Genomic DNA, 12,676 nt, shown 5'->3' with positions numbered 1-12,676 from the left:
CAAGGGAATGAAGATCCATGCCTGTCGACACCAAAGCCGCCACCGATCGCCTCATGCGCTTCCTGTCCGTGGAAGGCATCACGGGACAGGAGGCGGCGATCGGGCGCGAGCTCACGGCCGCCCTGAAGCAGGCCGGCGTGCCGGCGAAGGCGATCCGGCTCGACGATGCCAACAGCCGCATTCCCGTGCCGACCGAGACCGGCAACCTCATCGTCGACCTTCCCGGCCGAGGCGCGCTGCACAACCAGCCGCGCATCATGTTCATGACCCACATGGACACGGTGCCGCTTTGCGCCGGCGCCAAGCCGAGAAATCCGGCCGCAAGATCGTCAACGAGGCGAAGACCGCGCTCGGCGGCGACAATCGCTGCGGCTGCGGCGTGCTGGTGACGCTGGCCGCCGAGCTCGAAAAGCAAAAGCTCGATCATCCGCCGATCACGCTGCTGTTCTGCGTGCGCGAGGAGAGCGGGCTCTACGGCGCGCGCCACGTCAAGCTGGACGAGCTCGGCTCGCCGGTGATGGCCTTCAACTATGACGGCGGCTCGGCCTCCAACGTCGTCATCGGCGCGGTCGGCGCAGATCGCTGGTCCGTCGAGATCTTCGGCCGCGCCTCGCATGCCGGCGTCGCGCCCGAGCGCGGCATCTCCTCGACCATGATCATGGCGCTCGCGCTCGCCGAGGTGAAGGCCGGCGGCTGGTTCGGCAAGGTGGTGAAGGGCAAGGGCGCGAGCGCGCGGCAAGGCACCAGCAATGTCGGCCCCGTCACCGGCGGCGAAGGCCGCCCCGCGGGCGATGCCACCAATGTCGTCACCGACTACGTGCATGTGCGCGGCGAAAGCCGCAGCCATGACGGTAAATTCTTCAAGGAGATCACCAAGGCCTACAAGGCCGCGTTCGAGACAGCGGCCAAGAAGGTGACCAACGCGCAAGGCAAGTCCGGCAAGGTCAAGTTCAAGGCCGAGACCGACTATTATCCGTTCCGGATGAAGGAGAGCCTGCCCGTGGTCAAACGCGCGATCGAGGCAGTCTCGGCCGTGGGCGGCACTCCGAACGTGCGTGCCGCCAATGGCGGGCTCGACGCCAACTGGATGGTCCGCCACGGCATTCCGACCGTGACCTTCGGCGCCGGCCAGAACGAGGCGCACACGATCGACGAGTGGATCAACCTCGACGAATACGACCGCGCCTGCGCGCTGGCGGTGCAGCTCGCGACGATGCGGTGAGCCAAGGATGTAGGGTGGGTTAGCGGGCGGCTGCGCTAAGCGCAGTCGGCGAGCGTAACCCACCTCTTCTGCTTCCGTGGAGATGAGAAATGGTGGGTTACGCCTTCGGCTAACCCACCCTACGAAACAAAAACAAGAAAGGGAGGCAAACATGCCACGTATCGCGACGATCGAGACCGGATTTTACCGGATTCCCCTTCCCGTCACGCTCTCCGACTCCACCCATGGCGAGATCACCGCATTCGAGCTGATCACCTGTCGCATCCGTGATGCCGACGGCGCCGAGGGCGTTGGCTATACGTACACGGTGGGCCGCAACGGCGGGGCGACGGCCGACATCCTCAAGCGCGAGATCACGCCGCTGGTCGAAGGACGCGAGGCCGACGATACCGAAGCGATCTGGCATCACATCTGGTGGGCGCTGCATTATGGCGGACGCGGCGGGCCAGCGGTGCTGGCGCTCTCCGCGCTCGACATCGCGCTGTGGGATTTGAAAGCGCGGCGCGCCAAGCTGCCGCTGTTCCGCCTGCTCGGCGGGTTCGATTCGGCCGTGCCATGCTATGCCGGCGGCATCGACCTCGATCTCTCCGTCGATGCGCTGCTCGAGCAGACCGACGGCAATCTCGCCAAGGGGTTTCGCGCCATCAAGATGAAGGTCGGCCGGCCCGATTTGAAAGTCGACGTCGCGAAGGTCGCGGCGATGCGGCAGCATCTCGGCGACGGTTTTCCGCTGATGGCGGACGCCAACATGAAATGGACCGTCGAAGAGGCCATCCGCGCCGCCCGCGCCTTCGTCCCCTACGATCTCACCTGGCTGGAGGAGCCGATCATCCCCGACGACGTCGCAGGCCACGCGCGCATCATGCAGGCTGGCGGCGTGCCGATCGCGGCGGGGGAAAATCTGCGCTCGCTGTGGGAGTTCAAGAACTACATCGCATCGGGCGCGGTGTCCTATCCCGAGCCCGACGTCACCAATTGCGGCGGCGTCAGCGCGTTTATGAAAATCGCGCGGCTGGCGGAGGCCTTCAACCTGCCCGTCACCAGCCACGGCGCGCACGACATCACCGTGCACCTGCTCGCGGCCTGCCCGAACCGGTCGTATCTGGAGGCGCACGGTTTTGGGCTCGACAAATATATCGAGCATCCGTTGGTGCTGAAGGACGGCATGGCACTCGCGCCTGACAGGCCCGGTCACGGCATCGGCTTCGACTGGAAGGGGTTGGCGAAGCTGGCGGGGTAGAGGGCGCCGTCATGCCCGGCTTGTCCCGGGCATCCACGCTCTTGCGCGGCAAGCAAGACGTGGATGGCCGGGTCAAGCCCGGCCATGACGACGCGGTTGCACGCGAGGCATTCGCTGGCGCTTGATGCGGCGGCCGAATATTCGGATATGCTGACGGCAAGCCGGCCCTCCTTGCGAAAGAATCCCCAGTCTTGACCCCCGAACTGCACCAGAAACTGACCCAGTGGCGCCGGCACCTGCATGCGCATCCCGAGCTATCGCTGCAGGAAAGGGCCACCGCCGCCTTCGTGCAGGACAGGCTCACCGAGCTCGGCATTCCCTTCGTGGCAGGCGTCGGCGGGCACGGCATCGTCGCGACGTTGACGCGCAGGCATGCGATGAGGCGGGTCGGCCTGCGTGCCGACATGGATGCGCTGGCGATCACCGAGGACACCGGCCTGCCCTACGCCTCGACGACATCAGGCGTGATGCATGCCTGCGGCCATGACGGGCACACCGCTTCGCTGCTCGGCGCGGCAGCGCTGCTCGCCACTGACACCGATTGGAGCGGCACGGTCGATTTCATCTTCCAGCCGGCGGAGGAAGGCTTTGGCGGCTCGCGCGCAATGGTCGCGGCGGGGCTGTTCGACCGCTTTCCGATGGAGCGGGTGTTCGGCTTTCACAACTGGCCGGGCCTGGCCGCCGGCACCATCGCGGTGCATGACGGCGTCGTCATGGCGTCCGGCGGCCGCATCACCATCACCATCGAGGGCCATGCCGGGCACGCCGGCATGCCGCATCTGACCCGCGACCCGGTGGTGGCGGCAGGCCATCTGATCGTGGCGCTGCAATCGATCACCTCGCGCAGCGTCGATCCGCTCGACACCGCCGTGCTGTCACTGTGCACAATCGAAGGCGGCACCGCGCCGAACCAGATCGCCGGGCGCGTGACCATCCGTGGCACGCTGCGGTACCACCGCGACGCGGTCAAGGACATCATCTTCGACGGGATCGAGCGAACCTGCGCCGGGATTGCGACCAGCTTCGGCGTCAAGGTCACACCCGAGATCGTCTGGGGCGTGGGCGTGGTGATCAACACACCGGTCGAAGCCGAGCTTGCCCGCATCGCCGCGGAGAAGGTGCAGGCGCCCGTGCGGCGTGACCTCGCGCCCAGCATGGCCGGCGAGGATTTTGCCTTCTACCTGCAGCAGCGGCCGGGCGCTTTCGTGTGGATCGGTAACGGGCCTTTGCGCGACGGCGCCGAGTTGCACGGCCCGCGCTATGATTTCAACGACGCGATTCTCCCGGTCGCCTCGAGCTGGATGGCCGAGGTCGCCAAGACAGCGCTGGCGTCGAACTAGAGCCGCTTCAGGAAATCTCGCGCGGCAGCTTCCATTCCGGCCGCGGCGTGAACGTCTCGTCCACCTGCGCGACGTGGTAGCCGGCGGGCTGCAGACGGCTGCCGCCCTCCTCGTCCGCAACGGGAACGTCGGTCACCAGCCCCTCGATCAAGGCGGCCTCCCACACCTCCTTCTCGGTGGGAAAGGGGTCGCCGATCTGCTTGTTGCCTTCGAACAGCGCGTACATCGGTTCCGGTCCTGCGTTGATCAAGCTACCGAGCAACGTATCGGCCGCACGGACGTTCCCATCCGGCAAACGACAATGGAGGGCACGTGAACCATGGCGCGCGTTCTGATCGGCACCTCGGGCTGGCACTATGATTCCTGGCGCGGCCCGTTCTTTCCCGAGGGCCTGCCGCTGAAGCAGCAGCTGCGCTATTACGCGGATCAGTTCGACACCACCGAGCTGAACGGCGTGTTCTACCGCACGCCGACGCCGGAGGCGGTGACGGGATGGCGGGAGCAGACCGGCCGCGATTTCGTCTTCGCCTGGAAGGCGTCGAAATTCATCACACATTGGAAGCGCCTGTCGGAGCGTTCAGTCAACAGCCTCGAGCTGCTGGAGGATCGCATCTCGCGGCTCGGCGGCAAGATCGGCCCGATCCTGTTCCAGCTGCCGCCGCAATTCGAGGCGAACGCGGACCGCCTCGCCTCCTTCTTCAAGCTGCTGTCGAGGAAACGGCGCTACAGCTTCGAATTCCGTCATCCGAGCTGGTATCAGCCGCGCATCCTGCGGATGCTGGCCGAGGAGAACATCTCGCTGTGCCTGTCCGACCATCACGATGCGCCCTCGCCGTGGAAGCGCACGGCGGATTTCGTCTATGTGCGCGGGCACGGGCCGAGCGGGCGCTATCATGGGCACTACACCAAGGCCACGCTCGCGCAATGGGCTGGGCGCATCAAATCCTGGAAGCGGCAGGGCTGCGACGTCTACGTCTATTTCGACAACGACCAGAAGAGCGCAGCGCCGGCCGATGCAAGGGCGTTGAAGCAATTGCTGTGACGCGCGGCGGCAGCTCGCCCGCAGCGCATCCTTCGAGACGCCCGCCTGCGGCGGGCCCTCAGGATGAGGCCGGCGCGCGCGGCAACAAATTCGATCGGCAGAAGGTACCGCTTGGCCTCATCTTGAGGCGACCGCTTGGAGCAGGCCAACGCGACGGTGGTCGAGCTCACGAACTCGCTGAATGCGTCGGCTGCCGGGGACGAAGGTTCATCTCTCGACAAACCAGATGGTTGATGCCGTCGTGTCCGACATCAGCTTTGCCTGCCCTCCGAACGCTTCATCGACCGCGATGATTGCTCCGGGGTGAACTGCCGCGAATTTGAATCGTTCGACCGGCACACTGTCGACATCGGGGGATTGCCGCAGCATGTCACGTATCTCAGGGGTCGGCCTCGTCTCGCAATCGTGGCCGCAAATGATCCCGCCGGGCTTCACCTTCGGGAGCCAAGCGGCGATATCCGCCACTACGGTCTTGTACCGGTGATCAGCGTCAACGAAGACCAGGTCGAACGCTGACTCGGCCACGAAGCTTGCGGCATCGCAGCTATCGGCGATCAGAATATCGACGCTCGACGTGTCGCCGATGTTCGATCGAAATGTCGAGAGAACATCGTAATCCTTGACCAGGTCCGAGTGACGCTTGACGCCAAACGATCCCTTCCAGGTGTCAACGCACAAGAGGCGAGCCCCTCTGAGGTCGGACATCTCGCCCAGGAAGGCCTGTGTGCTGCCGTTTCCCAGCCAGCTTCCGACCTCGGCAAGGCGGCACCCAGGCTTTGCGGCGCGTCGAATGAGGCCACGCAGGGCTTCGGCGTCGGCGGCCGAAAAGGCGCAAAAGTCGCCGCGATAGACCGGTTTTGTAGTCATTCTCAGTTCCCCCTCAAAGCGGAGAGAACCTAGTGAAGAACCCCAAGTTGAGCAACTCGCCCGCCGTTCCAAGCAGACTCAACCGACCAGGTTTGGTGGACATTTGAACCTGCGCGAGGTGACATTCTGAAATTGCGCGCTACACGCGTCTTGAAGGGCGAGGCGCGGGCTCACGCTGCCGAACGCTGTGGAATGCCGCCTTGCAGGGTTTCCAGCAGGCGCTGCTCGCGTTCGATCCTGTTACGATAAAGCTGGCGCTCGCTCTCGGTCTTCGCGCTGGCCAGCAGCACGCGATAGTGCTCGATCACTTTCTCGCTGCCGCGGATCAGCAGGTTGCGGACGTCGCTCATCGTTCCGCTCCCATTGCAGCGGATGCCGACGGCATGTTCGGAAGGGTGAACGCGGCGGGGAAGACCTCGGCCGCGAGGGCGTCGAGTGCGGCCTGCTCCTCGGCGAGGCGCCGTTCGATGAACTGACGTTCGATCTCCGACAGCTTGGTCTTCAGCAGGCGCCGATAGCGCTGGAGGTTGTTGCGGTGCGCACGGATGCGGGCCAGATCCTGATCGAGCATCATCGTCACTCCTGACGGTCTTTCACGGTCCTTTTGATTTCGCGGTATCGGAAGAGCGATCTTCCGGGCGGAAAAATATTCACGCCCGTTGCGCTGTCAAGATGCGCCGTTGCCGCTTCTGGCCCCCCGTCCCCGCGCGGCCGGCGCTAGATCACCCCGCCTCGCCGAAGCGCGGCGATCGCAGCCTCGTCATAGCCGAGCTCGGTGAGGACGCGATCGGTGTGCTCGCCGAGCGTCGGCGGACGTGCTGCGATCCCGCCCGGCGTTTCCGACAGGCGGACAGCGGCGCGCGCGACCGGCGCGGGCTTGGGCAGGCCGGGATAGTCAACCTCCTGCATGAAGCCGGCGGCGCGGATGTGCGGATGGTCCAGCGCCTGTTGCGGGCTGAGGACGGGTCCGGTCGGGATCATCGCCTGGCCCAGCGTGTCCACCGCCTCCTGCGTGGTGCGCTCGGCACACCAGCGCGCCATCCGCTCGCTGATGACGGGGCCGTTGTTGCCGCGGCTGATGTCGTCGGCAAAGCGCGGGTCGTTGAACCAAAACTCCTCCTCGCCCATCAGCCGCGCCCAGCGCTTGAACAGTGGATTCCCGGTGACCTGGCACAGCACCCAGCCGTCCTTGGTGCGGTAGATGTCGGCCGGGGCCGAGGTCTGGCCGAGATTGCCCGTGGGCACGCGGTTGACGTCGATGACCGCCTGCTCGATCAGCGTGGCATTGGTGAAGGACAGAGCGGTTGCGAGCAGCGCGCCCTCGACGATCTGCCCGCGCCCGGATTTGCCACGCTCGATCAGCGCAGCCAGCGTTCCGAACGCGCAATGCAGCGCCGTGCCGAAATCGACCCAGTTCACCGCGGCCCGGTACGGCGGATCGCCCGCGCCCGTCATGTAGACCGCACCCGACATCACCTGCCCGACGCCGTCGAAGCCGACGCGGTCGGACCAGGGCCCCGGGCCGCCGAACGCGGTCGCCGTGGTCAGGATGATGTCGGGCTTGATCGCCTTCAGCGAGTCGTAATCGAGTTTCATCGCGCGCAGGGTCTGCGGCGGCAGATTGGCGACGACCACGTCCGCGGTCGCCACCAGGCGGCGCATCACCTCCTGCCCCTCCGTCTTCATCGGATCGAGCGTGATGGATTTCTTGTTGCGATTGACCTGGAGGAACAGCGCGCCCTCGCCGTTCTCGCCGACCGGCGCCACGAAGCGGTCCTCGCTGCCGTCGCGCTTCTCGACGCGGATGATTTCGGCACCGAATTCGGCCAGCAAGGTCGCGCAATAGGGACCCGCGATGTAGCGGCCGAAATCGAGAACGCGGACGCCTTCCAGAACTCCTCCCATCGATCCATTTCCCCCTTGTGTTTTGGTCAAGATTACAGGGACCGCCCGCCGCAGCAAGGCGGCAATGGACATGATGCCCTGCGCGCAGGACGTGAATAGTTTCGGCGGGCGGAAATTCTGCTCTAATGTGCGTCCTATCGGCCCCCAGCGAGAAGCCCGCAGCCATGCCGCAACAATTCGATCGATCCGCAGAAGATCTCGGCAACGCGATCCATTTCGAGCACGTCAACGTCCAGGTCCCGGACCAGCGCCTCGCCACGCTGTTCTACGTCGCCGGGCTCGGGCTCACCCGCGATCCCTATCTGATGGTCTCCGACACCAACATGTGGATCAACGCCGGACGGAGCCAGTTCCATCTGCCGAGCGGCAAGCCGCAAGTGCTGCGCGGCCATATCGGGCTCGTCATCGCTGGGCGCGAGGCGCTGCTGGCGCGGCTCGCATCGGTCGCGAAGAAGCTCGAAGGCACGGCCTTCGCATTCACCGCCCATAACGATCATGTCGAGGCGACCTGCCCGTGGGGCAACCGCCTGCGCTGCTACGAGCCGGACGCCGCGCGCTTCGGGCGCATCGCGCTCGGCATTCCCTATGTCGAGTTCGACGTGCCGGTGGGTTCGGCCGCCGGCATCTGCGCGTTCTATCCGGAAATCATGGGCATGCCCGCGCGTTTGCTGGACGGCGACGGCAGGGTTGCCGCAGTGAAGACGGGCCGCGACCAGCACCTGCTGTTTCGCGAGACCGACCGGCCGCCGGGCGACTATGACGGTCACCACGTGCAGATGTACATCACGGATTTCTCCGGCCCCTACCGCAAGCTCCTCGCGCGCGACCTGATCTCCCGCGAGGACAATCAATACCAGTACCGGTTCCGCGACATCGTCGAGCTCGACGGCGGCGGGCACCTCTTCACCGTCGAGCACGAGGTGCGCAGCGCCACCCACCCGATGTTCATGCGGCCGATGGTCAACCGCAATCCCGCGATCAACAACCGGAACTATGCGTTCGGTCACGATGACGCATCGTGGGCGATGGGTCCGGACCAGTACGAGGGATAGGCGGCGCGGCCCCTGAGATCGCGACGGGCCGCTCGCCACGGACTTGGCTCACCGCCCCTGGAACACTGCAGGCCGCCGTTCGATGAAGGACTGGATTCCCTCGCGCGCGTCGGCGCTCTTGAGCACGCGGTCTCGGATCGCCGGGATGCAGGCGATCGCGGCCGCCTCGCCCTGCTCGGTGTAGGTCGCGGCCGCCTCTTTGGTCACCTGAATGCCGAGCGGTGCGTTGCGGGCGATGATCGCCGCGATCTCCATGGCGCGGGCGACCTGCTGCCCTGCCGGCACGACCTCCTGGACGAGGCCGATCTCACGGGCGCGCGGCGCGGTGAACTCGTCGCAAAGGAAGAGGTGGTACATGGCATTGCCCCAGCCTGCGCGGGACAGGTAGCGGAAATGCGCGCCGCCCAGGGGGGCGATGCCGCGCTTCGCCTCCATCTGGCAGAATCGGCTGTCGTCAGCGGCCACCACGATGTCGCCGGCCAGCATCAGCTCGATGCCGACGGTGTAGACGATGCCTTGCGTCGCCGTCACGATCGGCTTCTTGCAACGCTTGGTGAGGCCGAAGACGTCGACATTGCCTTCCCTGACGTTCCGCTTCTCCGCGTTCGGCCCGAAGAATTTCGGCATGTCGAGGCCGGCGGTGAAGTCCTTGCCTTCGGCGCAGATCACGCCGACCCGGTAGCCGTTGTTGTCGTGCAGCTCGGTCAAGGCGTCGGACAGCAGATCCATCATCAACGGCGAGAAGGAGTTCTTCTTCGCGGGATTGTCGATGATGATCTTCAGGACGTGATCATGCGCCTCGGTGCGGATCGTGCCTTCGGTGGTCATGCGAGCGCCTCCTGTCTACCTGTCGTTCTTGATGGCAAGTGCGGTTCGAATGGCTGCGGCCCGCTCCGGCGGGAATGCTGCTGCGCCCTCCTGGAGAATGTCGAGGAACGACAGCACGCCGCCGCGTGAACCCCAATTGCCCTCCTCGATGATGCGGAAATTGACCCACCAGCTCGGAGACGGCTGCTTCATCTCGCAAGCATCGGCGAGCGCCCTCAGCACATTGCGAATGACGGTGGCCCGGTCCTCGCGGGTCCAGCAGCAGTCCATCACGACGACATCCACCACCATGACGTCGCTCGGCTGATCCGACAGCAACTCTCCGCCATGCGCGATCATGTCGAGCGGCCGCTCGAGGAAATGCACCTGGTAACCTCGCCGCGCCTGGGGAACGAGCCGGCCGACCTCGGGCACCAGCACGGCATCCGTCAGCGTCTTTGCCAGCACCCGGCGCTGCTGGCCGCTCAATCGTCCCTGCGGGGTCATCACATGGATAAAAGTCATCTCGATCTCTCCGGGCTGACTATGTCACGTGACATAGACCCACGCGGCGCTGGCTATGTCAACTGTCATATTGTAGCCTCGGGTGACGAGGTGCCTGATGACGTCCGAGACGAGAGCGAAAATGGTGGCCGGGGCCGCCGACCTGATGAGCCGCCGCGGGGTGAATGCGACGAGCGTGCGGGAAGTCGTGCGTCACACCGGCACGCCGCGCGGATCGATCAGCCATCATTTCCCCGGGGGCAAACGGCAGCTGATCGAAGATGCCATCGTCTTTGCGGGCGCCCAGGTCAGCGGTCCGCTGCGGCATCTCACCAGCGAACGGGGCGCCATGGCCGGCCTGCGCGCCTTCATCACGCTTTGGAAGAGGACGCTGGAGCAGACGAACTACCAGGCCGGATGTCCGATCCTGGCAGTCGCCGTCGAGGAATATGTCAGCGACCCCTCCGATCAGGAAACCGCCGGCGCACAGGCGATCCAGCATCATCTGCTCGATCTCGCTCAGGGCATCTTTGCGGACTGGCAGCAGATCCTGTCCAATGCGCTGAAGCAGGAAGGCCTCACCGCCGCGCGCGCACGGCGGCTTGCCACGCTGATCGTCGCATCGGTCGAAGGTACGGTCGCGATGTGCAGGGCTGCGCGCAGCGCCCAGCCCCTGGAGGAGGTCAGCCACGAGCTCGAGCTTCTGCTGAAGAGCGCAATCGACAAGCCATAGCGTTGAGAAGCGAGAGCCGCGGACGTCAACGTCGTGCTTCGGTCGGGTCTGGCGATATCGTCGCGCTGCACGTCCGACTTACTGTTTTCTGGAATTGTTCGTTCGATCAGATCACGCGTATGTCACCGTCACGCTGCCGAAAGGACCGAAATCAGCGACGAACGTCTCGCCGGCCTTCGGTCTCAACATTCCCGTCAACGTACCGGTGCTGATCATCTGTCCCGCCTTCAGGCCGATGCCGGTGCGCGAGAGTTCGTTGGCGAGCCATGTCACGGGTACGATCGGATGATCCAGCGCGATCGCCGCGCTGCCTTTCCGCCGCAGTATCCCGTTGCAGGTCAGCACGACTTCCTGGCCGGCAATATCGCGCTCCCGCCAGTTCTCGATCGGCGGCCCATAGGCAATCGTCCCGCTGCCGGCTCCGTCCGCAAGGATGGCGGGCAGCGGAGGAAACGCGGCGTCATGGACGAAGCGGCACTCGGCCAGCTCCACGCCCGGATGCAGCGAAGCGACGGCCTCCTCGACCTCCGCGATGCTGTAAGGCGCCTCCCGCGGCGGGAGATCGGCGCCGAGCCGCGCCTGGTATTCGACTTCCGGAATGGGACTGCACTGGCGCGCATGTTCGACCGTCACCGGCGCTGTCTTGATGCGCGGAGCGTAGACCCGGCCGTAGATCGGCGAGTCCGTGCGCAGCTCGCGCTGCAGCCCTTCCTTCATGGCCGCAATCTTCCAGCCCGCGACCGTCCGGCCGAGTTCCTCCTCGACCATGCGCGCGACGCGATAGGCGGTCGGCTTGTCCGGCGGCACGAGGCGCTGGTCGAGGCCGCTCTGCTGGCGTCCTTCGCGGCGCAGGGTTGCGAGCAGGCGAGCAAGCTCACGTTGGGTCGGCTGATCCATTGTCGTCACCTCACGATGTTCGGGTATGGCTTGACAGCCCTCCACGCAAACGACTTCTTGGGCGGGCGCCTTGAGCGAAACTCAAGGCGCGGTCATCCCGCAGGGCGCACGATCATGGCTTCACGTCGACTTCCTCCACTGCATGCCGTGCGGGCATTCGAAGCGGCCGCACGACATCTGTCGATCACGCGCGCCGCCGACGAGCTGAACGTCACGGTCGGCGCCGTCAGCCGGCACGTCCGTGCGCTCGAAGTGCGCATGGGCACCGCGCTGTTCCTGCGGGGATCACGTGGCCTGATCCTGACCTCGGCCGGCAAGGCCTTCGCCGATTCCACCCGCGAGGCCCTCGACCGCATTGCGGATGCCGCCGAAGGCCTGCACTTGCGGCAGTTCAGACGGCTATCCGTCGGCGTCTACGGATTCTTCCTGTCGCGTTTTCTCCTGCCGATCTGGCCGGGGCTCATGGCCGCGCATCCCGAGCTGGAGATCGATCTGCACACCAGCGCCAATCCTGTTGATCTTCTTGCCAGCCGCTACGATGCCGTCATTGCCGTCTCGGACGGACAACCGAGAGCCGGCCTCGTCACCCGGCCGCTGCTGCCGATCGCCACCGTGCCTGTCTGCTCGCCCGGCCTGCTGAAGGATGGCGCGCTCGACTTCACATCCGTTCCGCTGCTGCACAACAGGCCGCGGCCGGACGATTGGCGGCGCTGGCTCGACCACGCGCAGCTCACGAAGGTGCCGGTCCGGGCCGGCAGCAGCTTTGAAAATCTCGGCCTCGCCATCGAAGCTGCGGCCGCCGGGCTCGGCGCGGTCATCGCGATCGAGAGCCTGCTCACGACCGATCTTGCGCAGCTCGATCTCGTCAAGGCACATCACATCGTCCGCCCGACGCGGCGTCACTTCGTGCTCGAATACGAACAGCGCATGGCGGACGACCCCGCCGTCGCCGCATTCGCCACATGGCTGTGCGAAGCTTGCAACCAGCAGAGCACGAAGAAGGCGCCAGCCAGGAAATCCACTCGAAAGAGCGCGCCCGACTGAGCATTGAGTTTCGCTCAAGGGAC

General features: G+C 65.5%; 14 protein-coding genes and 1 pseudogene. 7 read left to right on the top strand and 8 right to left on the bottom strand.

Going from position 1 to position 12,676, the window contains the following annotated elements:
• The first annotated feature begins 17 nt into the window (after positions 1-17).
• The 3 genes and pseudogenes from LPJ38_RS16540 to LPJ38_RS16530 all read left to right on the top strand — a co-directional run bounded on the left by LPJ38_RS16540 (position 18) and on the right by LPJ38_RS16530 (position 3,802).
• A pseudogene (locus tag LPJ38_RS16540) lies at positions 18-1,222 on the top strand (M20/M25/M40 family metallo-hydrolase).
• A gap of 151 nt (positions 1,223-1,373) precedes the next feature.
• Entirely contained in the window at positions 1,374-2,462 is a 1,089-nt protein-coding gene (locus LPJ38_RS16535; protein ID WP_145628286.1) for a mandelate racemase/muconate lactonizing enzyme family protein, read from the top strand.
• A gap of 191 nt (positions 2,463-2,653) precedes the next feature.
• Entirely contained in the window at positions 2,654-3,802 is a 1,149-nt protein-coding gene (locus LPJ38_RS16530; RefSeq protein WP_145628287.1) for an amidohydrolase, read from the top strand.
• A gap of 7 nt (positions 3,803-3,809) precedes the next feature.
• Here the strand turns inward: LPJ38_RS16530 and LPJ38_RS16525 are convergent, their stop codons facing one another.
• A complete protein-coding gene (locus LPJ38_RS16525; protein ID WP_145628289.1) occupies positions 3,810-4,028 on the bottom strand; it encodes a hypothetical protein in 219 nt (72 codons plus the stop codon).
• Positions 4,029-4,121: 93 nt separating this feature from the next.
• Here LPJ38_RS16525 and LPJ38_RS16520 point away from each other — a divergent pair, with 93 nt between their 5' ends.
• Positions 4,122-4,844, top strand: coding sequence for a DUF72 domain-containing protein (locus LPJ38_RS16520; protein ID WP_145628291.1), 723 nt, complete (start codon positions 4,122-4,124; stop codon positions 4,842-4,844).
• A 207-nt stretch (positions 4,845-5,051) separates the two neighbouring features.
• Here LPJ38_RS16520 and LPJ38_RS16515 read toward each other — a convergent pair whose 3' ends face one another.
• The 4 genes from LPJ38_RS16515 to LPJ38_RS16500 all read right to left on the bottom strand — a co-directional run bounded on the left by LPJ38_RS16515 (position 5,052) and on the right by LPJ38_RS16500 (position 7,616).
• Entirely contained in the window at positions 5,052-5,711 is a 660-nt protein-coding gene (locus LPJ38_RS16515; protein ID WP_145628293.1) for a class I SAM-dependent methyltransferase, read from the bottom strand.
• 170 nt (positions 5,712-5,881) lie between these two features.
• Entirely contained in the window at positions 5,882-6,061 is a 180-nt protein-coding gene (locus LPJ38_RS16510) for a hypothetical protein (protein WP_145628295.1), read from the bottom strand.
• The gene (locus tag LPJ38_RS16505) at positions 6,058-6,285 is read right to left on the bottom strand and encodes a DUF4349 domain-containing protein (protein WP_404437873.1); all 228 of its coding nucleotides are present in this window, start codon (positions 6,283-6,285) and stop codon (positions 6,058-6,060) included. Before LPJ38_RS16505 ends, LPJ38_RS16510 begins: the two co-directional genes overlap by 4 nt.
• Positions 6,286-6,428: 143 nt before the next feature.
• Positions 6,429-7,616: a CaiB/BaiF CoA transferase family protein gene (locus tag LPJ38_RS16500; RefSeq protein ID WP_145628297.1), complete on the bottom strand. Its 1,188-nt coding sequence runs from the start codon at positions 7,614-7,616 to the stop codon at positions 6,429-6,431.
• Between the two features lie 164 nt (positions 7,617-7,780).
• On the opposite strand from LPJ38_RS16500, the gene LPJ38_RS16495 reads away from it, so the two are divergent.
• Entirely contained in the window at positions 7,781-8,668 is an 888-nt protein-coding gene (locus LPJ38_RS16495) for a VOC family protein (protein WP_145628299.1), read from the top strand.
• Positions 8,669-8,716: 48 nt separating this feature from the next.
• Here LPJ38_RS16495 and LPJ38_RS16490 read toward each other — a convergent pair whose 3' ends face one another.
• Both LPJ38_RS16490 and LPJ38_RS16485 read right to left on the bottom strand, forming a co-directional pair.
• Positions 8,717-9,496 (bottom strand): crotonase/enoyl-CoA hydratase family protein, encoded by a 780-nt coding sequence (locus LPJ38_RS16490; RefSeq protein WP_145628301.1) that lies wholly within the window; start codon positions 9,494-9,496, stop codon positions 8,717-8,719.
• Between the two features lie 15 nt (positions 9,497-9,511).
• On the bottom strand, positions 9,512-10,000 hold the full coding sequence (locus tag LPJ38_RS16485) for a tautomerase enzyme (RefSeq protein ID WP_145628303.1): 489 nt from the start codon (positions 9,998-10,000) through the stop codon (positions 9,512-9,514).
• Positions 10,001-10,097: 97 nt separating this feature from the next.
• Here LPJ38_RS16485 and LPJ38_RS16480 point away from each other — a divergent pair, with 97 nt between their 5' ends.
• Entirely contained in the window at positions 10,098-10,712 is a 615-nt protein-coding gene (locus LPJ38_RS16480) for a TetR/AcrR family transcriptional regulator (RefSeq protein ID WP_145628305.1), read from the top strand.
• A 111-nt stretch (positions 10,713-10,823) separates the two neighbouring features.
• Here the strand turns inward: LPJ38_RS16480 and LPJ38_RS16475 are convergent, their stop codons facing one another.
• Positions 10,824-11,609 carry a 2-keto-4-pentenoate hydratase gene (locus LPJ38_RS16475; RefSeq protein ID WP_145628306.1) on the bottom strand — a complete coding sequence of 262 codons (786 nt, stop codon included), beginning with the start codon at positions 11,607-11,609 and terminating at the stop codon, positions 10,824-10,826.
• A gap of 114 nt (positions 11,610-11,723) precedes the next feature.
• Between LPJ38_RS16475 and LPJ38_RS16470 the strand changes: the two genes are divergently transcribed.
• Entirely contained in the window at positions 11,724-12,653 is a 930-nt protein-coding gene (locus LPJ38_RS16470) for a LysR substrate-binding domain-containing protein (RefSeq protein ID WP_158644730.1), read from the top strand.
• Positions 12,654-12,676 lie beyond the last annotated feature (23 nt).

Origin of the sequence: Bradyrhizobium daqingense (assembly GCF_021044685.1) — a bacterium.
In the GTDB taxonomy this organism is placed as follows: domain Bacteria; phylum Pseudomonadota; class Alphaproteobacteria; order Rhizobiales; family Xanthobacteraceae; genus Bradyrhizobium; species Bradyrhizobium daqingense.
The sequence above is the reverse complement of the archived record's forward strand: the minus strand, read 5'-3'. Positions and strand labels throughout refer to the sequence as shown.